The organism is Streptomyces sp. NPDC020362 (assembly GCF_040642095.1).
Classification (GTDB): domain Bacteria; phylum Actinomycetota; class Actinomycetes; order Streptomycetales; family Streptomycetaceae; genus Streptomyces.
Genome location: NZ_JBFAET010000155.1, coordinates 1 through 21,754, shown reverse-complemented (window position 1 = coordinate 21,754; position 21,754 = coordinate 1). Strand labels below are relative to the sequence as shown.

General features: G+C 68.1%; 15 protein-coding genes and 4 pseudogenes. 7 read left to right on the top strand and 12 right to left on the bottom strand.

Going from position 1 to position 21,754, the window contains the following annotated elements:
* Window positions 1–228 (top strand): annotated as a pseudogene (locus AB0H32_RS35760) (hypothetical protein); the annotation flags it as partial.
* 182 nt (window positions 229–410) lie between these two features.
* Window positions 411–1,298: a universal stress protein gene (locus AB0H32_RS35755; protein WP_361129705.1), complete on the top strand. Its 888-nt coding sequence runs from the start codon at window positions 411–413 to the stop codon at window positions 1,296–1,298.
* A 425-nt stretch (window positions 1,299–1,723) separates the two neighbouring features.
* On the opposite strand, the gene AB0H32_RS35750 is transcribed toward AB0H32_RS35755, so the two are convergent.
* The 3 genes from AB0H32_RS35750 to AB0H32_RS35740 form a co-directional block, all read right to left on the bottom strand.
* Window positions 1,724–1,984 carry a hypothetical protein gene (locus AB0H32_RS35750; RefSeq protein WP_361129702.1) on the bottom strand — a complete coding sequence of 87 codons (261 nt, stop codon included), beginning with the start codon at window positions 1,982–1,984 and terminating at the stop codon, window positions 1,724–1,726.
* A gap of 163 nt (window positions 1,985–2,147) precedes the next feature.
* A complete protein-coding gene (locus AB0H32_RS35745) occupies window positions 2,148–3,332 on the bottom strand; it encodes a site-2 protease family protein (protein WP_361129699.1) in 1,185 nt (394 codons plus the stop codon).
* Window positions 3,333–3,692: 360 nt separating this feature from the next.
* Window positions 3,693–4,145 carry a pyridoxamine 5'-phosphate oxidase family protein gene (locus AB0H32_RS35740; protein ID WP_361129696.1) on the bottom strand — a complete coding sequence of 151 codons (453 nt, stop codon included), beginning with the start codon at window positions 4,143–4,145 and terminating at the stop codon, window positions 3,693–3,695.
* 216 nt (window positions 4,146–4,361) lie between these two features.
* Here AB0H32_RS35740 and AB0H32_RS35735 point away from each other — a divergent pair.
* Window positions 4,362–5,479 (top strand): annotated as a pseudogene (locus tag AB0H32_RS35735) (GAF domain-containing protein); the annotation flags it as partial.
* 2 nt (window positions 5,480–5,481) lie between these two features.
* On the opposite strand, the gene AB0H32_RS35730 reads toward AB0H32_RS35735, so the two are convergent.
* From AB0H32_RS35730 to AB0H32_RS35715, 4 genes and pseudogenes are all read right to left on the bottom strand, one after another.
* On the bottom strand, window positions 5,482–6,888 hold the full coding sequence (locus AB0H32_RS35730; RefSeq protein ID WP_361129693.1) for an ATP-binding SpoIIE family protein phosphatase: 1,407 nt from the start codon (window positions 6,886–6,888) through the stop codon (window positions 5,482–5,484).
* Window positions 6,889–7,027: 139 nt separating this feature from the next.
* Window positions 7,028–7,339: pseudogene (locus AB0H32_RS35725) on the bottom strand (PAS domain-containing protein); the annotation flags it as partial.
* Window positions 7,340–7,670: 331 nt separating this feature from the next.
* Complete coding sequence (locus AB0H32_RS35720; RefSeq protein WP_361129690.1) at window positions 7,671–10,160, bottom strand: LuxR C-terminal-related transcriptional regulator; 2,490 nt, start codon at window positions 10,158–10,160, stop codon at window positions 7,671–7,673.
* A gap of 850 nt (window positions 10,161–11,010) precedes the next feature.
* A complete protein-coding gene (locus tag AB0H32_RS35715) occupies window positions 11,011–12,669 on the bottom strand; it encodes an RICIN domain-containing protein (RefSeq protein WP_361129687.1) in 1,659 nt (552 codons plus the stop codon).
* 604 nt (window positions 12,670–13,273) lie between these two features.
* Here AB0H32_RS35715 and AB0H32_RS35710 point away from each other — a divergent pair.
* Window positions 13,274–14,938 (top strand): hypothetical protein, encoded by a 1,665-nt coding sequence (locus tag AB0H32_RS35710; RefSeq protein WP_361129684.1) that lies wholly within the window; start codon window positions 13,274–13,276, stop codon window positions 14,936–14,938.
* Between the two features lie 373 nt (window positions 14,939–15,311).
* Here the strand turns inward: AB0H32_RS35710 and AB0H32_RS35705 are convergent, their stop codons facing one another.
* Window positions 15,312–15,731: a helix-turn-helix domain-containing protein gene (locus AB0H32_RS35705; RefSeq protein WP_361129681.1), complete on the bottom strand. Its 420-nt coding sequence runs from the start codon at window positions 15,729–15,731 to the stop codon at window positions 15,312–15,314.
* Window positions 15,732–15,818: 87 nt separating this feature from the next.
* On the opposite strand from AB0H32_RS35705, the gene AB0H32_RS35700 reads away from it, so the two are divergent.
* Window positions 15,819–16,658: an NmrA family NAD(P)-binding protein gene (locus AB0H32_RS35700; RefSeq protein WP_361129678.1), complete on the top strand. Its 840-nt coding sequence runs from the start codon at window positions 15,819–15,821 to the stop codon at window positions 16,656–16,658.
* 108 nt (window positions 16,659–16,766) lie between these two features.
* Window positions 16,767–17,116: pseudogene (locus tag AB0H32_RS35695) on the top strand (leucine zipper domain-containing protein); the annotation flags it as partial.
* 155 nt (window positions 17,117–17,271) lie between these two features.
* Here the strand turns inward: AB0H32_RS35695 and AB0H32_RS35690 are convergent.
* Window positions 17,272–17,766: a glycoside hydrolase family 27 protein gene (locus AB0H32_RS35690; RefSeq protein ID WP_361129675.1), complete on the bottom strand. Its 495-nt coding sequence runs from the start codon at window positions 17,764–17,766 to the stop codon at window positions 17,272–17,274.
* A 1,177-nt stretch (window positions 17,767–18,943) separates the two neighbouring features.
* Window positions 18,944–19,528, bottom strand: a complete 585-nt coding sequence (locus AB0H32_RS35685) for an ATP-binding protein (protein ID WP_361129672.1) — start codon at window positions 19,526–19,528, stop codon at window positions 18,944–18,946.
* A 163-nt stretch (window positions 19,529–19,691) separates the two neighbouring features.
* On the opposite strand from AB0H32_RS35685, the gene AB0H32_RS35680 reads away from it, so the two are divergent.
* On the top strand, window positions 19,692–20,159 hold the full coding sequence (locus tag AB0H32_RS35680; protein WP_361129669.1) for a hypothetical protein: 468 nt from the start codon (window positions 19,692–19,694) through the stop codon (window positions 20,157–20,159).
* A gap of 246 nt (window positions 20,160–20,405) precedes the next feature.
* On the opposite strand, the gene AB0H32_RS35675 is transcribed toward AB0H32_RS35680, so the two are convergent.
* Together AB0H32_RS35675 and AB0H32_RS35670 are read right to left on the bottom strand one after the other, a co-directional pair.
* Window positions 20,406–21,320, bottom strand: coding sequence for a LysR family transcriptional regulator (locus AB0H32_RS35675; RefSeq protein WP_361129666.1), 915 nt, complete (start codon window positions 21,318–21,320; stop codon window positions 20,406–20,408).
* A gap of 211 nt (window positions 21,321–21,531) precedes the next feature.
* Window positions 21,532–21,754 (bottom strand): hypothetical protein (locus AB0H32_RS35670; RefSeq protein ID WP_361129663.1); only part of this gene is annotated, 223 nt, incomplete at its 5' end.

Genomic DNA, 21,754 nt, shown 5'->3' with positions numbered 1-21,754 from the left:
GAATGTGCGCGAGCCGACGGCTACTCGTCTGCGCCGGTCCGCCGTCCGCCGCCCGCGGGGCCGTGGTGGCCGGTCGCGCAGTTCCTCGTGAACGCCTCGCGCGACGCGTCACTGGCCGTCGTCGGCCGACGCATCCGCACCAGCTCCCTCGGTGCTCACATCGGCCATGTCACCCACGCAGCTCTGCACCACATCACCGCCCCCGTCGCCGTCGTCGCGCACGTCTGACCGGCACTTTCCAGAGGAGAACCCATGAAGCCAGCGTTCGAACGGGCCTTCGCCGAGACAGTGCCGCCCGTTGCCACGGCCGTCGACGTCGATCCTCCGACCTGTGCGCGTGGCCCCTCGAACACGACGTCTCGCAGGGGCGCAGTGAGCGGAACGTACCCGTGCCCGGGACGGTGATCAGGATGGACCGGTCTATCGTCGTCGGCGTCGATGGTTCCGAGCCGAGCCTGCGAGCCGTGGACTGGGCGGCGGACGAGGCCGCCCTGCGCGGCACGGCGCTCAGGCTCGTGCACGCATCGCTGTGGGAACGCTACGAGGGCGCCTCACTCGCCCGTGACCTCGGCAGGTCGTCGGAGGAGGTCATGGCGCGAGACATCGTCGACACCGCCGAGCGGCGGGCTCACCACCGGCAGCCGGGCGTCAAGGTGACCACGGATGTTCTGCCCGAGGCGCCGGAGGACGCGCTTGTCCGCGAGAGCCAGACAGCTCTCGCGGTGGTCATGGGCTGCCGTGGCCGCAGCGGCGTGGCCGAAGCGCTCCTGGGCTCCGTCGGCGTCATGGTGGCGGGTCGTGCGTGCTGCCCGGTGATCGTGCTGCGTGGCAACCACGACAACCAGGTGCGCTCGGGCGCACGTTGTCGCGTCGTGCTGGGCGTCGGTGAGAAGCCGACGGGATCGGCCGCTGTGCGGTTCGCCACCGAAGAGGCCCTGCTGCGCGCCGTTCCGCTGGAGGCCGTACGGGCCTGGCGTCGGCCCGCGCACGCGACCACGGGGCATCCGCTGATCGTCGGTGAACCGGCTCACCGGTACGGGCAGCAGGCCGTGAAAGTCCTCGAAGAGGCGCTGCGCGATGCGCCCGCCGACCTGCAGGTGCAACGGCGTGCGGTCGAGGCCCGCACCCGCGACGCCCTGCTGGCTGCTTCCCGCGAGGCCGACCTACTGGTTGTCGGTGCTCGGCGCCGCCAGGGCCATGTCGGCCTCCAGCTCGGCCGGGTCGCCCACGGGGTGCTGCATCACGCCGCATGCCCGGTGGCCGTCGTGCCTGAGCGCGGCCGACCCAGCCCAGCATGAAGCCACCGGAACAGAACTCCCCTGCGAGGGTTCCGGCTTCCCTGACGTCGCCCGACCGACAGGTGGCCCGGTGCTCCGTCTGCTCGAAGGCGTCGTCGACGTGACGGATCGGCTCACCCAGCGACCGGAGACACACCTCCGAACGGCGTAGGGCGGGCTTCCCGCGTCGGAACCCGATCGACCGGCCTTCGCGATTGCCGGATCCGTGACGTCGGCCGGCGCGTGGTCCGCCGTATCCGGGATATGCGGTCGTGTCGCGTGGGGAAGCGACGCATCGGGACATGAAGCAGGCTGGAGCTGGATCGCTCGTACCGTCGATCCACTCGACGAAGGTCTGGTGTGGGCAGGGACGGTGTCGCAGAAACAGGCGCAGGGCCGGCCGGACCAGCGCCGGTGTGCCGGCGATGAAGATCCGAGGAGACGCGTCACCCGAACTCGATCCGAATCGAGGGCAGTTGGTGCAGCGCGTTGTCCACCGTGCAATGGCCGACCGCCGCACGCAGCGCTTCGAGCCCGGCCCTGCTCAGCTCGTGCGGTACCAGCACCCGCAGTCTTGTGCAGGCAACGTGGGCGGGCCGGTCGTCGGCCATGGTGAAGTCCCCCAGCACACGGAGGTTTTCGCGATCGAGGTGGTGGCCTTCCAGGAAGCGCCCCGCGTAGTAGGCGGCACATGAGGCGCGCGGCACGACGAGCAGTCCGACCGGCGTCGGCGACGGTCATCACCACCCGCCTCGACCGGCTGATCGGTGACGACGGTGCGGCCGCGTACCGTGACTTCGAAGGCCTGGCCCTTCAAGTGACTCACCTGTACTTGGCCCGGAGGCACCGGGGTGACGGGCGTGTGGTCTGTCATGACGTCTCCCTCGGCTGTCCGGAGCGGCCGTGGCGCTGTGCGGCGGAGCCGGGAACGGTGGACGTGGCGGGCCAGGCCAGAGCACGGGTGATGTCGGCGATGGTGAGGATGCCGACGAGGCGGCCTTCGTCGACGATCAGCGCCCGGCGCAGGGGGCTCGCCTCCAGGCGGGGGAGCACATCGAGCACGGGGTCCTCGGGGGCGGCCGTGACGATGTCGCCCAGGGGCCGCATCACCTCGTGGACCATCGTGCGCGCACGGTCCAGGGACGGGGTTGCGTCTACACGCCGAAGGGTGATCACGCCGGTCACCGAGCCGTCGGCCGCAAGCACCGGGAACGCGGAGTGGCGATACCGGCCGAAGGGCCCCTCCGCCAGGAAGTCTGCGAGGAGCGCTGTGGCCGGCACGGTGACCGGGTCCGGAGTCATGACCCGGCTGACCGGGACACCGACCAGCAGGCTGCGCATCTCGGCCTGGCGGGCCTCGGCGGTGGCCGCGGCCATGAGGAACCAGCCGAGCAGTGCCGCCCACAGACCGGACAGGTCATGCCCGTACAGCACGGCCACGAATCCGGTCACCACCATGAGCCAGCCCAGCGCCCGGCCCGCCGCCGAGGCATCTCGGGTGGCCCGCAGCCGGTCGCCGGTGCGGTGCCACAAGTACGCCCGGAGCAGCCGTCCTCCGTCCAGCGGCGCGGCGGGCAGCGCGTTGAAGACAGCCAGCAGAACGTTGATCGCGGCCAGCCAGGCGAACGCCTCGACCACCAGCCCCGACGTGTGGAGCGCGTCCAGCCCTGCTGCGACGCCTGCGAGTACGCCACCGGCCACAAGGCTCGTGAGAGGGCCCACGCCGGCGATGCGCAGCTCCGCCGCCGGTGTCGGGGCCTCGTCGCGCAGGCGGGCGGCTCCGCCAAGCATCCACAGGGTGATGCCGTCCACCTGGACGCCGCTGCGCCGAGCGACCACGGCATGCGCCAGTTCGTGCGCCAGCAGCGAGGCGAGGAAGACGACGGCGGCCAGCAGGGCGAGTGCCCAGTACACGACGGCGGGGTGGCCCGGGTGGGCATCGGGAAACCGGCCGCGCGCCAGCGCAACCGTCACCAGGGCGACGATGACCAGGACGCTCCAGTGCAGGCCGACTCTCACGCCGGCGATCCGGCCGAGGGACAGCGTCTCGTTCATGAAGATCTCGCCTCACCCTCCGATCCGTCATCAGGGCGGGCGCCGGTGAACTCCCTGCCAGGAGCAGGTCCGCGGCCCCTTCATCGTCCGACGGCGGTCGTATCGGAGGGAGGGGCCGATCGGCTCGCAACAGGGACGACCGGCCCGGTGACGACGGCGGTCGGGGGCACGGGACGGCCCGGCCCGGAGAAGGGAGGTCACCTGTTCATGGAATGGATCAAGCAGGCTGAACGAGACGCTCCCGCGCCGATCCGCAGCTTTGCCGGCTTCCTTCTTCAGGACCTCGACGCCGTCACCGCTGGTCTCACCACCCGTACAACTCGGGAGCGGTTGAAGGACACGACAATCGGATCGAGAGCATCAAGCGCACGCCTTTGCCGACGCGGTGAGGAGGACTCCTGTGATCAGGTCGGGATGGATGCGTACCGCGTGGTCCGTGCCCGGCTGGGCGGCCCAGGGTTCGAGCAGTGCGCAAATGCGTACCTGTTCGAGGGGGTCGGTCACCAGCCTGGCGTAGCCCGTGACCACCACGCTCCAGCCGAGATGCGTCTCGGGGTCGATGGCGTCCGCCTCGTAGGCGACGACGACGCCCGTGTCGTCACCCCGCTGGGACTGGGAAGTGAGGGCCGCCCCCTCGGGGGTGCGGATGACGATGTCGCCGCCGTCGAGGACGTGGTTGACCGGACGGACGGTGGGTAGGGCCTGCCGGGTGAAGACGACCCTGCCCATGGCCACGCTGCCGAGCAGCCGAAGCGCCTCGGCACGATCGAGTTCGATGCGCCGGTGCGCCGGACGGTCGACGTAGCGGACCATGACGCCTCTCCTCGGCTCTGCGGTCTCATATGTCTCCAGCGTCGAGCGGGACAGGGCCGCCGGGGCAGGTGCTCTCCGTCCCCAGAGATGGGCCGTTCGGCCCCCGAACGACGACTCGCGGCGGGGGGGTGTGAGGCAGGGGGCCGGAGGAGCGGCCTGTCGGGATTGCGCACCGGTTCCCACCGGAGACCGATACGGTGGTAGCGCAACAGCCCGATGGTTCCCCCCCCGCGCCGAGGGACCTGGAGGAGCGTGGTGGCAAGCTCAGAAGAGCCCCACGTATCACTGCCGCAGCTGAAGCTCGACGAGCTGCTGGAGGAGCTGCAGGCCCGGATCGACGCAGCCCGGGGCACTCAGGAGCGGGTGCACAGCCTGCTGGAGGCGGTGCTGGCCGTCGGCCGGGAACTGGATCTGGAGCAGGCCCTGCACGCCATCGTGGAGGCGGCCGCCGCGCTGGTCGACGCCGAGTACGGCGCCCTCGGTGCCATCGCACCGGACGGTACACGGCTGTCCGCCTTTCACACGGTTGGCGTTACTGAGAGGCAGATCTCCGAGATCGGACCGTATCCGGAGGGCCAGGGCATTCTCGGCGAACTGATCCGTCACCCGGTGCCGCTCCGGCTCGCGAAGATCTCCGAGCACCCGGCGTCGTACGGATTCCCGCCGAACCACCCGCCGATGAACGGCTTCCTCGGCGTCCCGATCCGGGTCCGGGACGAGGTCTTCGGCAACCTCTACCTGACCGAGAAGAAGGGCGGCACCGAATTCGACGAGGACGATGAATCGGTACTGTCGACGCTCGCCGTGGCGGCCGGTGTGGCGATCGACAACGCCCGCCTGTACGAGGACTCGCGGTTGCGTGAGCGCTGGCTGCGGGCGAACGCGGAGATCACGCACAGCCTGATGTCGGGCAGCGAACGCTCCGAAGCCCTCGACCTGATCGCCGAGCGTGCCCGGGAGATCATGGGCTCGGCCCTGGCGGCGGTCGCGGTGCCCGTGGAGCACGGCGGATCGCTCGCTGTCGAGATCGCGGTCGGAATGGACGCGGAGGAGCACCGTGGCCTGGTGCTGCCCCTGCACGGAACCCTGATGGGTCTGGCGTATTCCGCTGCAGCGCCAGTGGTCAGCGACGACGTCACCCGCGACGCCCGGATCTCCCCGGAACCCCCACGCTTCGACGGGCTCGGTCCTGATGTGGCCGTTCCCATCGGCACGGGAGAGGGCGGCGTCCGGGGCGTGGTGTTGCTGGCGCGTGAGGCCGGCCGGTCTTCCTGGAGGGGGAGACCGAGATGCTGCGGGGCTTCGCGGCGCAGGCCGCGATCGCGATGGAATTGGTCTAGGCGCTTGCCGCGACTTCGGAGCCGGTGAGGTCCTGTTCCGCCCAGATGGTCTTGCCGCTGCTGTGGTACCGGGTGCCCCAGTGGTCGGAGCACTGGGCGACGAGGAAGAGCCCGCGTCCCCCTTCGTCTGTCATGGCGGCCCGGCGAATGTGCGGTGATGTGCTGCTTGCGTCGCTGACTTCGCAGATCAGCATCCGGTCACGGATGAGTCGGAGTCGGATCGGCGGCCCTCCGTAGCGGACGGCGTTGGTGACCAGCTCACTGACGATGAGTTCGGTGGTGAAGGACAGCTCTTCCAGCCCCCACCGCTGCAGCTGGCGCGAGGCGAGTGAACGGGTGTCGGCGACGGCGCCGGGATCGGCGGGGACGTCCCATGTGGCGACCTGAGCAGCCGGGAGGCTACGGGTGCGGGCCAGGAGCAACGCCAGATCGTCCTGCGGGGACAGGTGTGGGTCCGCCACGTCGGCGAGACTCTGGCAGAGCGTGTCAAGGGGCAAACCGTCCTGGGTGATGATGGCGCAGAGTTGTTCCTGCAGCGGTCGGACGTTGTCGCCGTCGTGGAGAAGGTCTCGCGTGTGGAAGAGGAGAGTGCTGCCTTCAGGGAGCTCGATCTCGAGTGATTCGAAGACGGCATCGCCCAGCCCGAGCGGTTGGTTGGGCGGGATCCTGGGGAAGCGCACCTGACGCGCTGGTTCGGCGATGGCCGGCGGGGCGTGTCCGGCGCTTGCCAAGGCACAGCGGCGCGAGATCGGATCGTAGATAGCGTACAGACAGGTCGTACCCACCAGCCTGTCCATGATGGGAGCGGATCCTGAAGTACGGGCGCGCTCGACGAGCCGTGGCACCATGTCGTCGAGTCGGGCGAGGACCTCCTCGGGGGCGAGGTCCAGTTGCGCCAGGGTGCGGATGGCGGAACAGATCTGCCCGGTACAGGCGGCTGCCTCGACGCCCGTACCGGGTACGTCGCCGATGGCAAGGGCTACGCGGGCGCCTGACAGTGGAATCACGTCGAACCAGCAGCCGCCCACACCGGTGTGTGTCCGGGCGGGCCGGTAGCAGTACGCGACATGAGCCGCACTCTGCGGGGGCACGTTGTGCGGGAGCATGCTCTGTTGGAGGGTGACGGCTGTGGCGCGCTCACCGGTGTAGCGGCGGGCGTTGTCCACGCAGACGGCTGCCCGTGCCACCAGATCATGCACCAGTACCAGGTCGTCGTGCTCGAAAGCGCTGGGGTGGGCCGCCGTGCGGTACAGGTGTGCCAAGCCCAGGATGGTGTCGCGGGCTCGCAGGGGCACCACCATGAGCGAGTGCGTCTCGTGTGCCAGCAGCGCCTTGGCCCGGGGATCGGGGGAGTTGCGGACCCAGTTGCGAGCCCAGCCGACGTCCGGGTCGATCACCGGCACGAGCGCAGGCTCTCCGTCGGCGAGGCTGCGTGCTCACCGGTCCGGACGGCCAAACATTGGGTGTCACCGACATGGTTGTCGGCGCGTACGACGAGGTCACCCAGACGTGTTTGGTGCCGGGATCGGCCGGGGTGTACCCGTGGACCTCGGAACCAGCGATGGATTGCCCCGTCTCCAGGACCTCGGTGAGATGGCGCTCGATCGCGATGGTGTCGAGATCGGGCAGAACCTCGCCGAGTCGATGACCCAGCAACCGGGCATTGGGAACTCCGTGGATGCGTTCGAGTGCGGGATTGGCCCGAATGACGCGGAGCCCGGTGTCGAAGACAACTACACCGATCGGCGATTGTGTGAACAGCGCGTCGAGGACGGCCAGATCCTCCTCGCGCGGAAGCAAACGCTCGGGCAGAGTGCTGTCCGTGCCGTTTGGTGCTTCCGCCGGCCTCTCCATCCCACCGATTCCCGTCAGTCGGCCACGTCTTCATCGGTACACGTGCCTGCCGCGGCGGGATGCCGAGATTGACTCGGTGTGCCGTGCGCGGGGCCACTGCGGGGCAGACGAAAAATGCGGTCCCGGACTGTCGTCCCGCTGACCTGCGGCCGCTGTCCGAGGTACGTCCTGGCAGTTTCTCTCCAGCCTAGACGTCCCACGAGGAGCTCCGCGCGATGAGTACCTCGGTCACCTTAGTTAGGCATCCTAAAGACTGCTTGTCCGCCCCGCCGTGGAGTGACGGTGGCCACGGCCTCCGCTGCTCTCGAGCCCTGACGGGCCGGGCACCGACTCACTCTGTACCGGCCTGCATCAACCACCAAGCGGCGACCTGGGTACGGGTCGTGAAGCCCAGCTTGCGCAGCATGCGTTGAACATGGCCCTGGGCGGTACGGGGTGAGATGACCAACCGGGCGGCGATCTGCTTGTCCGTGAGTCCTTGGCTCAGCAGACGGGCAACCTCCGTCTCTCGCGTGGTGAGACCTGGAGTGCCAGCGCGAGGGGCAGGAACGTCACGTGTGTCGGCCTGCCCCAGTGCTCGGGCGACAGCCTCTTCGAGGTTCAGTCCCGCGCCGGTCTGTGTCCTCTTGGTGAAAAGGATTTCGCCCAACTCCGCGCGCAGCTGCTGTTCGCAGGCCGTGCGGTGGTGGAGCAGGTGTCCCACACCGGGCAACAAGGCTCCGAGCTGTTCCCAGGCGCATTGCGCGGTACCGAGCAGCTCGGCTGCCTCCGCGGCGTTGCCCTGGCGGGTCCTGGCCCACGCCATCAGCTCCAGGCATTGCGCGACCGCGAGCCGGTTGTGTGACGGGTGATGCAGGCGCAGGCTTTCGCGTGCAAGGCGGACGGCCTGTGCGGCGTCTCCTCGTAGCCAGTGGTGAAGGCCGAGGATCCACAAGGCGTGAGCGCGTGACCACTGAGCGTCGTGCGTTTCGCAGAGAGCCAGGCATTCCTGTGCCAGATCCATGCCCCGCGGATCGTCCGACAGGCAGCAGGCCAGGCTGAGCAGGAACAGGGTGGCCCAGGTGTCGCTCAGCATGCCCTGGTCCTTGAACCAGCCGAGGGCTTTCTCGAGCAGGGTGATGGCGTGTGTGAAATCGTCCCGGAAGAGAGCGGCCAGGCCCGCCAGCTGCTCGGCGTGAGCCGTCCACTGCGGCTCGTCCAGCGCCTTCGCCCGGGTATGGCACTCATGTACGCGGTCCGTGGCGGTGGCGGTGTCCCCGCACAGCAGGGCGAGCCATCCGTCGGCCCACAGGGCCTTGATTCTGGCCGGTCCCGGTGGAACGGGCAGGGCGAGGCTGCGCGTGAGCCAGTGACGCTCTTCTCCCAGCCCGCCCGCACCGAGCCGATAGCTCCACAGCGAAGCGGCCATGGCCAGGGCGGTCTCGGTTCCCTCCGGCTGGCTGAGGCTGAAGTTCATGGCCGCACGGACATTGCGACGCTCGCGGTACAGATGGGCGAACCACTCGCTCTGCCGCCGACTGAACCACTCTGTTTCAGCTTGGTACACCAGGTGGTCGTAGTAGTCGCGATGACGCCGTTGCATGCGAAGCGAGTCCGCGCTCTTGCACAGCTGGTGGTGCCCGTACTGGCGCAGGGTTTCCAGCATGCGGTACCGCACGTTCGCGTCGTGCTCTTCGCGGACCAGAACGGACTTTTCGGCCAGGGATGTGACCAGGTCGAGGATGTGCTCGCGTGGCAGTCCTTCGCCGGAACACACGGCTTCGACGGCTTCCAGGTCGAAGCCGTCGCAGAAGACCGACAACCTCCCCCAGAGCAGCCTCTCCTGGACATCGCACAGCTCGAAGCTCCAGTCCAGTGCGGCGCGCAATGTCTGCTGCCGTGCCGGTGCGGCCTGATAGCCCCGGGTGAGCAGTTTGAATCGGTCGTCGAGGCGCTCGAGGATCTGGGCGCAGGTGAGGACTCGCAGGCGTGCCGCGGCCAGTTCGATCGCCAGCGGTATGCCCTCCAAGCGGTGGCAGATCAGGGCTGCGGTCCGCTTCTCGTCCGGCGTGGGGGTGAACGTGCCGAGGGCGCGGGCGCCGCGGTCGATGAACAGTTCGAGGGATTCGTTGTAGGGGTGCTCCGGGGGCGACGCGGCTTCGGGATGCGGTGCCGCCAGCGGCGATACCGTCAGCAGGTACTCGCCGTCGACTCGCAGAGCCTGCCGACTGGTAGCGATTATCTGCAGACCCGGAGCGCCGGCCAGTAGTGTCTTGGCCAGGAATCCGCAGGCCATGACGACATGCTCGCAGTTGTCGAGGACGATCAGGATCCGCTTGCCTCGAAGATGCTCGACCAGAGCTGCGAGCGCAGGAACCCCCGGGCGGATGTCCAGGTCGAGAGCCTCCCCGACGGTGTGGGCGATGGACTCCTCGGTTTCGACCGCCGCAAGGTCCACCAGCCATGCTCCGTATGAGTAAGCACGTGCCACTTGGTCGGCGAGCCGTAGGGCAAGCCGGGTTTTGCCGATTCCCCCCGGACCGGTCATGGTCAGTAGCCGTGCCTGTGAGAGCAGTTTTCGACCGAGCGCGATGTCGTGGTGCCGCCCGAAGAACCGCGTGGAATCTGCGGGGAGATTCCCGCGGCTTGTGCGTGTTCCAGCCAATTGCCTTGCTTTCCTGTGCGGACCATGGTCGGTGATCCTCTGGTCGTACGGTCGTCCCCACTCCCGGCCGCGCCGGACGCGGACAGCACGATGCTCGGGAGGGACAGAGCTTGCCCGGTTCTGACGGGTATTACCCGGACAATTAAATGAGATGGTGGCGAATCGCGCCGACGGCATTCCGAACAGGAATCGTCACTTCGTCGGGCGCCGCCGGTGCGTCCGCAACGGATCGAGCTCGGGCGCGCCCGATCGGTCAGGTCGTCTTCGCGCTCGGCCACGGTGGTCCGCCCGTAGTGCGGGGCCTTGGACAGGCGGGCGAATTGCCAGGCCGCGGTCGGCGGGCACGCGGCCACCAAAGGCCGGCCCGGTGGCCGCAGGGGAGTCGCGGGGGAAGCGATGGGCAGGACATGGCACGAGCTTCCCTCTCCCAGCCCGGCCCCGAGCCGACGTATCCCGGAACGGAATAGCCACCAGCACGCTCACCACCCGCTGCTGTCCCATCCGGTGCACCCACCACCGCAGGCCGGTCATGAGGAAGCCTTCCGGTCTGCTCGGGGAAAGGCTGTGGTCGTCGCGAGCGGGCTGGATCCGCTCGCGGAGGCTTGGCGTTCCGGCACTGGTGTCCGACCGGGCAGAACCTGGTGCGCTCCGGCCCTCCGTCACCTTCACCACGGCCGCCTCGCGCACGTACACCGACCGGTCAGGGACCCGCACGGCGCCTCCTCCACCGCTCCCGCCCCGAAGGTCAACAAGGTGAACACCGGCGCGATCCGACAGACTCCCGTAGCTGGTCTGCCTCGGCCAGCCCCCGCCTCGACGCAGATCGCAGCCCCGGTACCGCCTACGCAGTGCCGGAGCCATCCGCACGTCCTGACGCGGGCCTTGAGACAGCGATGGTCTGCGACGGCCAGCGCTTCCGTGGGCATGTGCCCGGTACGCTCGCTGCACCCGGCCCGACGGTGTCGGTACGGCCTGACAGGTAGTAGGACAGGCAGTGAGCCACTTCGGGTACATACAGGACATGATGTTATCCGCCAGAGCGCATGGCGAAGACGAAGCTGGTCGAGTTGTAGTAGTTCGGCAGCTGGGCGAGGAACGATCCGTTGTGGGGCAGGTCGTCGTCCGGCCAGTTTTCGGGGCCGAGCAGATGTGATGCGTAGTCGCTCGATGGTACTTGCGGGACAAACAGCAGACGGAAGGTGGAAGAGGTTGTATCGGGCGTGAACCGCCACAGTTGAGCCGCACGGTCACTGGCGGAGCGGCACTTTGACTGGACCACTCTCACGACGTTCCCGCCGCCATCGGTGCCGTCGAGGCACAGCCCTGAGCCCACGTTGCGCAGTTGATAGGTGTCACCGTCGGCAGAGTTACGCGTCCAGCGCAGGGAGGCGTCGTCGGCGCAGTCCTGGAGCTGAATCGACGCGTGGTCGGCAGTCGAGGCGTTTTGGATGCCGACGCAGAGTCGGCTCCTGGTGTTCACCAGCTGAAAGCCGGTCAGGCCTTTGTTCGTGGGGGCAGCGGTCGCGGCCTTCGCCACCTTTGTGGGGCTGGGGTGTCGGCGGGGAGGGCGCGAATGCGTCGACGCGCTGGTGGGCGCTCCGGTTGGTGTGGCCGTAGTGGACGCGGCCTTCGAGGGTGTGCCGGCCGTGGTCGTGCGGGCCGCGACCGCCGTCGTAGAACGCCGTGCACCGTCGTTCGCCCCGTCCCCTTGGAAAGTGGCGACCACCGCACCGGCCACTGCCAAGGCGGCCGCGAGGGCTGCCCCGTATGAGGCCCACAGCAGACGCCTTGGCCGCCCGTGCGCGTATTTCCCGACCGGAGTGGCGCGCCCCGCCTCGTCCTGTGGCAACCCCGGTGCCGTCCCGGTTCCGCTTCTGCCGGCCGGGCCACCAACGGGTGCCGGGCCGCAGCAGCCTGGCCACAGGAGTGCGCTGGATATCGCGGCATCGTCTCCGGTATGGAGGGCGACGAGCTCGGCACGGGCGCTGGAGCAGTCGGCACAGTGCGCCAAGTGGTGTTCCAGGTCGCTCGAACGGAAGGCGCCGTCGCGCACGGTGGCGTCGATGACAGCGGCGAGATGGCGGCAGGCCCGGCTGGGCGCCCGGTCCACGTATGCGCGCAGGTAGGCTTCGTACAGGTCCAGATGAGGGTGCGGGGCCATGGCGGCATGCGTCTTCGGGTCCGCGGCGGACGCGGGCTCCTGCGAGGGGCCGGGCGGTGCTCCGGTGTCCACCACAGTGTCCCACTGGGTCGTTTGCCGGTGCTCCGGCAGGGACCGGAAGGCACACAGCATCACGGAAGCCTGCTCGGCGGCCCGTGCCGCGGACTCCGGGCCCTCCTCCTGAGGCAGTCCGTGGAGCCAGGCCAGGTATCCATCGGTCAGGTCCGCGGAGCGACCGTTGGCAGCCCAGTGGGCGGCCACCCGGCGCACCGCCGTCGCCAGATAGGGGCGCCAGGCCTCCGTCGGGCCGCTTCCGGCCCGGACAGCCTCCACGGTCCGGGCGAACGCCTCGTCGGCGAGATCCTGCTCCGCCTGACCGTTTGCACAGCACAGGCGCGCGTAGGCCAGCACGCAGGCACGATGTCGACGAGCCATCTCGTCGACGTCCGACGGCAGCGGGCCCTGGCTGCTGCGTATCCGGCGGGTCAGTTCGGCGTCCGAGTCCCGAGCATCCGCTCTCGGCACGGCTCTCCCTATGATCAGTGGTGCCGCCCTGCCTCGACGTACATGGCTCTCTCGCGGCGAATCCGCCGCTGGTGGAGCACGGGATGGCGACTGCAGGAGGCGGCGTCGCTGTGGGCGGCGACCGCCCGAACGCGCACGCTGCGGTGTGTTTCGCCCAGACCGTAGGGCCCGGAGACAGCGCTGGTCAAGGCACCGCTGTGCGTCGGGCCCACCGTCGCGACCAGATCCGCCGGCTGAAGACCGCCGCGTTCGCTCACCTGGGCTACCCAGACGCCCGCCAGGCTCTCCAAGTCGTGCGCCGGAGACGAGACCTCGGCTCCGGCAAGCCGACCATTGAGCACGTCTACCGACCTGCCTACGACCCCGCTACGAGATACGAGGGACCTCCACCTCGGCTCGCTCCAACTCGCCTGCAGCACCATCTGCTTGAGGCGAATCCGCACCTCGTTCTGAAGGATCAGTTGGAACCCGTACGAAGGCGCGCACATTTACGCTATCCCGAACGGGCTGTCCGTCAGATGCTGCCTCATGGGCGCTGGCCAGGCGTAACTGGCCAAATCTGCAAGCGTCTCAGACCGAATCGTGTCCTCTGACGGGAGATTTCATGAGAAGAAGAGTGGCCAAACAGGTTGTGAACGTTGCTCTCCTGTGCTCGTTCGCCATCCCCGCAGTCATCATCGAGGCGCCTGCCGCTCGTGCCGTCGCCTACTGTCCGCAGGGATTTCCGATGCAGCCGGGAGAAACGCTGGACGACTGCGGCCAAAGGGCGGTCGACCTCACAGACCTGTATCGGCGCGACCACCCCGGGAAGACCATTCTCGAGATCGTACTGGGGTTCCTTTTCGGAGGTCCGCTGGAGCCCGGCGGTGCCCCCAGGGCCGGACTCCTCGAACCGGACGTGCTCCCGAGCGGTATCGTCCCACGTGTTGAGGGAATATCCGTAGGCGAGGCCGGGGCGAGCGAAGGCATCTCAGGCGGGTCGGGCGGCGCAGTCAGCGCGGGAGAAGCCGCGGAGGATTCGACAAGTCTGCAAGACGTACTAAGTGTGTTGGACGCCGTCGAAAGCCACGTCGATCAGGATGGCAGGGCGATCCAACAGTCGGCCGAGGATGTTGCCGCCACCACGGGGACTCCGGATCAGCTGGCCGAGGAAGCAGCAGCTCTGGACCAGAAGGCCACAGAGCTGGAGGCCATCAAGTCAGCCTCGACAGCGCTGGAGGCTGAGGTGCAGAAGGCGGCCCAGGACCAAGCCGCCAGGTCCAGGGACTCCACGGACCAAAGCGTCAAGAACGAGGCGGACAAGGACGCGCGAGATCTGGCCCGGATCGCCGCCGTAATTGACAAGATCAAGTACGAGTCGGAACTGGAGGAGATTGCCGCACAAGCAGCGGTGGATGCCTCCGCCGAGGGCTTGGTGCCCACGGACTCCGAGATCGCATCGTTCGACGGTGACTCGCTGGTCATGAGCGACGCCAACAAGGACATCTGGAACACCACGTGGCATGACGAAGTGATGACCGAGGTCGGATCGGACAGCGGGCAGCTCGGCAAGAACAACAAAAACATCAAGAAGCTGCTTGCCGCCAATGGCAAGATCGGCAAAGTCCCCGGGGCCGCCGACACGTACACAAGACTGGTCGGTGAGCTCGCGAACTCCCTGGCAGATCCCACAAAACCCGCGGCCGATGCCATGGTGAGGTTCGGCAACCTTCTGAAGGAGTTCTCGGCGCCCAACAGGCAGGAAATGGAGATCACTTACCTGCCGACGGCCAACCTCAACAACGTGCGCGAAGCGATCGCAGCCAAGCGGATGTTCGAGGCAGGGATCAGCGATTTCAAGCCGGGTGAGCCGGTCGGCACGCAGCAGCCGGACTACACAGCCGCCGACGGAACCTTCGTCGGAGACGCCGTCCGTTTGACGGGCGAGACAACCGCGGACGGCATCAAGAGCGGCATCAAGGCAAGGATCACCGACAAGGTGACCACCTACGCCGATCGCACCGGTCTGCCGGTCCGTGTGGTGATCGACGCCTCCGACAACCCGGCTCTTGACAGCGTCAGGGACGCCGACTTCGAGAACCTCGTCGTTGCCGGCGTGCAGTCGACGTCGTCACAGATCACGGCCAAGCTCAAGGACGTAGTCGTCCTGGGGCCGGAGGGCATGCTCGTGCAGACCGACCCGTCGGGAAGGATCGTCCGGACGGCGCACGCCGTACGAGCCCTCACCACGTCCACTGCCCAGTACGGGAACTACCAGACCGACTCCTGACTCACCGCCCCGGACCGGGCCCAGCCAACCGGTCCGGGGCCCAAGCCATCCCCGCGTCCGGCCCGTAACGGCCGGCCAGGGGCTGTGCGGGCTCCGGCCACGGCCTGTTCGGGTAAAGGAACGCCGATCTACGTCGAAACACCGACGGAGGCCCGCCGCCGACCACCCGGTCGCCCCCGACCGGAACACGGGCAGCGCGCCGCCGGGAGCCGAAGCCACGCAAGCCCGCCCGGCTCGTGGCTGGGGTCTGTCCGGTGAACGGACCTGTCTCGCATTCGGCGGTGGCGGAGGGTGTCGCTAGCTGTTGCGGGTCATGACGTTGTTGACAGCGCGTCCGCGCCAGACGGCTGTTATGCGGTGACAGCAGTTCTCGTCAGCGGATGTCATGGTCGGGGTGGGACTGGTCGTATGCGTGCCGTGCCTCGGCGATGACGGCACGGTGGGCAAGCGACCAGTCGGCAAGTGCCTTGACCAGGTGGGTCAGGCCGGCCCCGGTGTCGGTCAGTCGGTAGTCGACCTGGGCCGGGACGGTCGGGTACACGGTGCGCAGCACGAGGCCGTCGCGTTCGAGCCTGCGCACGGTGAGAGTGAGCATGCGCTGGGAGATGCCGTCGACAGCGCGCTGGAGTTCGCGGAACCGACGCGGCCCGCTCGCGAGCTCAACGATCACGAGCACCGACCACTTGTCGCCGATGCGGTCCAAGACATCGCGAATGCCGCAGTCGGGGTGGTTCTCGCTTCCGCAGGGGTCGAGGTCGGCAGGGGCGGTTACCCCGGTGTGCGTGAGTGACATCAAACTGCCTTCTTGTGGCCGGTGAGCATGCGATCAAGGATCAAGCGTAGTTACCGATGAGAACCACGACGGAAGACTGCGACTGACATGATCTTGGTGACCGGAGCAAACGGAAACCTCGGCACAGCCACCCTCGCTGCGCTACGCGCCCGCGGCATCGCAGCGACGGGCGGCAGCCGCGCGCCGGGCGAGGGGATGCGGCGTCTCGACTTCGACGACCATGCGGGGCTCGATCTCACCGGAGTGTCGACCCTGGTGCTGATCTCGGCCGGTTATGCCGAGGACGACCAGGTCGTCGCCCGGCACGCGGCGGTCCTGGACGCCGCCGTCCGCGACGGCGTTGGCCATGTCGTCTACACCAGCCTGACCACTGCCGGCGACCATCTCGGTTTCGCGCTCGCGCATCGTGTCACCGAACGCCTCGTGCGGGCCAGCGGATTGCCGTGGACGATCCTGCGCAACGGCCTGTACGCCGAACTCTTCGGTGGCCTGCTGATGTGGACCGACGATGGTGTGGAGTCCGCGTTCGGGGAGGGCGCCCTGGCGGCGGTCGCGCGGGAGGATCTCGCTGATGCCGCGGCGATGGTTGCGGCGAATCCGGCAGGACACAGCGGGCGCGTCTACGATCTCGTCGGCACGCCGATCACGGCGGGTCAGGTGGCCGACCGCCTAGGGGTCCCGCACCGTGTCATCGGCCTGGACGAGTACCGGCGCAGACTCCTCGACGAGACACCGGGGCTCCTGCCGTTCCAGCCGCCCATGCTCGCCTCTATCGCCACTGGCGTCCGCCACAGCTTCCTGGATGGCACCACCCCCGACCTCACGGACCTTCTTGGCCACCCGGCCCACGACCCACTGGCTACGGCCGTTGCAGCCGCCTCCGCCACGCGACCGGAGGTAAGCGTCCAGCGGAGCGCCGCGCGCTAAGCAGCGGAATGAGTCCTCCCGGCGATGGCCTCGGGAGGACTCATTTGCGTCAACAGGCCGCTCATCTCGCTGACCGATCGGCATCCGGTCTGATCAAAGAGATCTTTCATGCACCACCGCAACGCGCCTCTCTCCCTTGAGGGGCGCCCATGTCTCGTGGAACGCTGCGAGAACCGCCCGATCGCGCATGTCGCCACCGAGATGGCGTCTCCCGGGCCTGTGCGTCGAAGTGGGTGAACCGCTGTCGCCGCTACGGCGTCCTGGGCCTGCACGACCGATCCTCGCCCCCGCATCGTCACCCGACGGCGACTCGGGCCGACGTGATCGCACGGATCGAGGAGCCGCGCCGCACCCGAAAGCGGCCCGCAGCCAGGATCGCGTTCGAGCTGACCAGCCCGGGTACCTCGATCAGCCGTCGCACCGTCAGCCGGCACCTGGCCCAGCTTGGGCTCAACCGATCTTCACGTCGGCCGCGATGGTACTGATCGTCGCCTGGGCCGTGGTGGTGTTGGTGAGCGTGACGGCCACGTTGCCGCCCTGGAGCGGCTTGGCCATGACCATCAGCCCGCCGGAGTCGGAGACAACAGTACCCTGACTGCCTTTCGGGTCCTGGTCAATCGCGATGACGTCGAGGTTGCCCAGGGTCTTCAGGGTCTCTGGTTTCGCCGTCCCAGATGTTGGCGCAGCTTCGGCTGCCGGGCGTGGTGTAGATGCCGAGCTTGAGGCCCTTGCCGTGTATGTAGTCGGCGAGGGCCTTGATGCCGTGAGAGAACCGCACCGGGTCGGCGACGAGCCGCCCGTCTGCGTCTCTGGTGGGGCGCTGCCAGCAGTCGTCGATGTTGACGTACTTGTAGCCGGCGTCCTTCAGGCCGCTGTCCTCCAGGTGGTCGGCGGCGGACTTGATCTTGTCCTCGTCGATGTTGCAGCGATAGGCATTCCAGCTGTTCCAGCCCATCTGCGGGGTCAGGCCCAGCCCGTTGTCGAGGGCGGCCGCGGGCGCGGGGGAGGCTATTTGGACGCCGACGGTTGCGAGGACGCAGGCCGTCGCCAGGGCGAGCGCGGATCTGGCGGCGCCAATTCGGCCTTGGGTAGAGGGACGGTGCCTCATCAGTTGCCTCTCTTCATGTGGGTGGGGCGCCGGTGGGCTTGAGGCGAACGGTGCCGCACGGGAATCTCCTTCGGGTTCAGGGCAATTCGCGTTTCCGGTACGCGACACGGCACGCAGAGCCGGCACCGTGTGCGGGCAGCTGATGCACCCTCAACGGCCGAGCGGAGCCCGCAGCGCCGCTCACCTGTTGTGGCAGCTCCCACTGCCGGGAAAGCAGGGGGACTCGATCCATCGAGTTCGATCGAGTTCGATCGCGGGAATGTCCTGCGCCCGCCTTGGCCGCGATGAGGGGGATGACCGCTGGGAAGGGGCTGACCGCCCAACGAAGACCGCTCAAATTCCGGTAGCAGCAAACGAACTCGAACAAGCGGCCTGAATAACACCCCGCGTTTCGGATATACGTCAAGGGCGTGGCCCGTGCCATGCCGCACTGGAATCAGCCAGACCCTCGGCGGTCCGGAGAAGCTGGCCGCCATGATCCAGCACGCCCCATGACTAACGGCGAGCTTCAGCAGGGCTGCGGCGCGGGTCGTGGGCGCCGGGACGACGTGTCCGTGCCACGGGATCACTCATGCCCGCAGCGCCCGTGCGGGTCATTCGCGGGAATTGCCCACCCACCCCCGACCTGTGGCGGCGGGGTGCCGCACGAGAGTCCCGGGCATGCGACTTCAGACTGACGGGAACGCGCTGTCGCCGGCGAGCATCTTCTGCTGCAAGCAACGTGTGACCACCGCCAACCGCAGTTCGGGCGCTGCGATCCGATCGGCGTGACGGCTTGGGCTGATGGCCGGCGGCGCCGAACCGTTCGTCTCCAGATGGCACTTCGGAGGTGACGCCACACAACGGAACAGTCGATACGGAAGCCTTTCCGGTACGGCTACATCGGCCCGCTGTCGGCTCGAGACGCACCGGTCCTGTCCCGGGGGGCACCGCATCCCCTCGGCCGAGACGCACGCGTCATCAAAGGGCCAGACCAGGAGCCATTTCGTGGAGTACCGATTGTCGGCGGCGCACTGTCGGGGCGGACACAGAGGATGCCGCCCCCGGAGGAGACCGCTGCGCCGCCTCAGGGAAGCGCCTGCCGTCCGCCCGTACACCAAAGTGTGTGCGGTGGGTGTGTGATCCGGGTCGGGCGTCATCCTCTTCCTGTGCGGAGTTCTCCTGTATGCCGTCTTCCTCAGGACGCAACTTCTGCGTCAAAGGGAGAAAACTTCAGCTCGAACCACACGGTCTTGCCGGTGGCGGTTTCCGCGCCTACCCAGTCTTCGGTGAGAGCCTCGAGGAGTTCCAGGCCGCGGCCGCCCTCCGCATCGGCGCCGGCCTCGCGGCGTGCGGGGCTGTCATGGCTGGAGTCCTCGACCTCGCAGTGGAGGCGGGAGCCGCGGATCCGAAGGTTGAGTCGCACCCGGCCACGTGTGTATCGCAGCGCATTGGTCACCAGCTCACTGGCCAGTAGCTCGGCCGAGCCGGCCAGACGGTCCAGCCCCCACCCCCGGAGCTGCTCGGTCACCGAATGCCGGGCCCGGCGCAGAGACACCTGATCGCGCTCCACAGGCCAGGAGACCTCACGCACGGCCGCACGAACACAGGAGACCTCACGCACGGCCGCACGAACAGCGGGAAACTCCAGCGGCGGGAGAAGCGCCGGGCGACGTGACCGCGCAACGGTCGGCCGCACCAACAGCGCAGTGGGCGCCTGCCGCGAAAGGTACTGCCCACGCCGGGTGGCACCGAAGGAGCAGCCGATGGCCTTGGCAGTCATGGTGATCGGTCCTTCCGGAACGGGCAGCGTCCGATCGCATTCTTGGGTGTAGCAACCGCTACATAGACGAATAGATACATAACGACCGTTACGGTAAAGATCAAATTAAATCGGACTTAAAGCCCTTACAGGCCATTTATCCATGCGATCCCAGAGAGTCTGCATGCCGCGTCCGTCCGACCAGGCCAAACGTCAGCACCTGCTGGACCAGGTGCGCGCTTACGTGATCCGCAACGGCTTGAGCGATCTGTCCCTGCGTCCGCCGGCCGGGACCCTGGGCACCAGTGACCGCATGCTCCTGTACTGCTTCGGCATCAAGGAGCGCATGATCCCGGAGGCCCTCGCCCTGGACGAAGGACGCCCCCTTCTGTGCGCCCGCGATGCACTCGAAGCCGGTAGCCCGCCCCGGGGCGCGGCAGGCATGCGGCGCCTGCTGGAAGACCTGTGGCGGAACTTCAGGATCCCGGACCAGTCGGCCACGCTCGCTTCCTTCGGCATGCATGGGGAGGCCGTCACCATCCGGCGCGGAGGAGATCGTCGATGCTGTGCCAGGCTTCTACAACTGCAGTGCCTTCTTGCAGGGTGGCGCCGCGGCGGCGACGCTGAGCGTCGGGCAGCGTCGCTCTTGTGAGAGCCGCGGCCGCGGCGATATCAGCACTGCAGGCCGTGATGACGAAGATCTGGGAACCGGGCAGGCCCTCCGTCGTCTGCACCGGCAAGGTCACGAACCAGCGGACAGCGGAGTTCCAGCAGTCCCGCATATGAGGCTGTTGTCCTTCTGCGAGGTGCTGTTCGTCAGTGCACAGCACTTCTGCGGGTGCAACGCTCCGCGCCGGTATGGCAGCGGAGGTCGCGGGCTGCTGGCAGTCAGGACAGATCATGGATGCCTCAGCAAAGGTGGTCGCGGGCCGAAGGTCGAGCGCAGGAGCATGAGCATGAAGTGTTCCGCTGCGGAGAGTGAGCGGCTGCGGCCGTAGGCGACGACCACCCGCTGGGGGTGGGGACCTGGCCGGATGTCCAGGAGGCTCAGGCGGCCTTCGCGGAGCTCCTGGGAGACCGCGCAGCGGGAGAGCAGGGAGATGCCCAGGCCGGCCTGGACGGCCTGCTTGATCGTGTCGACGCCCCACATCTCGATCCGGGCGGCTGATGTCAGGCCCCAGTGGCGCATCATCTCGTCGGTGTGCTGACGCGTTCCCGATCCGGGTTCCCGTATCAGGAACGTCTGGGACGACAGCTCGGCCGGTTCCACGGTGCGTCCGGCGAGGGGGTGGTCGGGTGGTCCGACGAGGGCCAGGGCGTCCGCGGTGAGGTCCTCCATGATGTGCGGCCCGGCAGGCATGACCCCGCCGCACACCGCGATGGCGACCGATCCCTCGGCGAGACGGTCCGCGAGCTCGGCGGCGGTGCCGACCACCAGGGTGCAGTTCGCGGCGGGAAGGCGTTGCCGGATGTGCAGGATCAGCGGCGGCATCATGTACGCCGCCAGGGATGGGGTGGCGCCGACCACGAGGCGTGACAGCAGGGGCTGTGAGGCGCCCTGGACGGCACTGACGGCCTGGTCGGCCATGGCGAGGATCTCCCGGGCCTGGGCGAGGAGGACCTCGCCGGCGGGGGTCGGTCGTGCCGTTTGACTGGAGCGGTCGACCAGAGTGGCTCGTACGGAGGTCTCCAGCTTCCGGACCTGTTTGGAGACCGTCGACTGGCTCATGAAGAGCCGCTCGGCTGCCGCCGAGAAGCCGCCCGATTCGATGACCTGCGTGAAGATCATCAACTGCTGGAGGTTCAGAGTCATTCGGGGCACTCCACAACAGCCCAGTGGGGTGGGCGAGGCGGAAACGGGAGAGCGGGGCAAGCGCACCGTGGCAGCTCAGGATGGCCGTCTGCAGCACGCTTCGGCATGGCGCAAATCACCTGTTCGAGTACCTAATCGGATACCTGTTTTTAGGGGCAGGTACATGTCGATGTCGTCGGCAGTACGGTCACCCTCCTGACCGCGGGTGCCCCTATGACTTCGGCCAAGGGTCGCCCCGGACGCCCACGACACGGTCGTGGGCTGGACCAGAGGGGCCCCGGATCACGCACGAACTGCTGACCGGCATCCAGCCCGGCGAACTGCTGCGCGCCACCGGCACCCTGGTCCAGCCCCAGACGCCCGGGTCGTCATGGACCTCGGCGGCGACCAGTTCCTTGTGGTCACCGACACCACCACCCAGTAGTACCGCTCCG

What these genes read in the sequence shown, in the direction of transcription:
- AB0H32_RS35680 (WP_361129669.1), top strand. Translation starts at nt 19,692, where the DNA reads ATGCCGCGTCCGTCCGACCAGGCCAAACGTCAGCACCTGCTGGACCAG.
- AB0H32_RS35755 (WP_361129705.1), top strand. Translation starts at nt 411, where the DNA reads ATGGACCGGTCTATCGTCGTCGGCGTCGATGGTTCCGAGCCGAGCCTG.
- AB0H32_RS35740 (WP_361129696.1), bottom strand. Translation starts at nt 4,145, where the DNA reads ATGGTCCGCTACGTCGACCGTCCGGCGCACCGGCGCATCGAACTCGAT.
- AB0H32_RS35705 (WP_361129681.1), bottom strand. Translation starts at nt 15,731, where the DNA reads ATGTCACTCACGCACACCGGGGTAACCGCCCCTGCCGACCTCGACCCC.
- AB0H32_RS35700 (WP_361129678.1), top strand. Translation starts at nt 15,819, where the DNA reads ATGATCTTGGTGACCGGAGCAAACGGAAACCTCGGCACAGCCACCCTC.
- AB0H32_RS35745 (WP_361129699.1), bottom strand. Translation starts at nt 3,332, where the DNA reads ATGAACGAGACGCTGTCCCTCGGCCGGATCGCCGGCGTGAGAGTCGGC.
- AB0H32_RS35710 (WP_361129684.1), top strand. Translation starts at nt 13,274, where the DNA reads ATGAGAAGAAGAGTGGCCAAACAGGTTGTGAACGTTGCTCTCCTGTGC.
- AB0H32_RS35685 (WP_361129672.1), bottom strand. Translation starts at nt 19,528, where the DNA reads ATGACTGCCAAGGCCATCGGCTGCTCCTTCGGTGCCACCCGGCGTGGG.
- AB0H32_RS35675 (WP_361129666.1), bottom strand. Translation starts at nt 21,320, where the DNA reads ATGACTCTGAACCTCCAGCAGTTGATGATCTTCACGCAGGTCATCGAA.
- AB0H32_RS35720 (WP_361129690.1), bottom strand. Translation starts at nt 10,160, where the DNA reads ATGCCGTCGGCGCGATTCGCCACCATCTCATTTAATTGTCCGGGTAAT.
- AB0H32_RS35690 (WP_361129675.1), bottom strand. Translation starts at nt 17,766, where the DNA reads ATGAGGCACCGTCCCTCTACCCAAGGCCGAATTGGCGCCGCCAGATCC.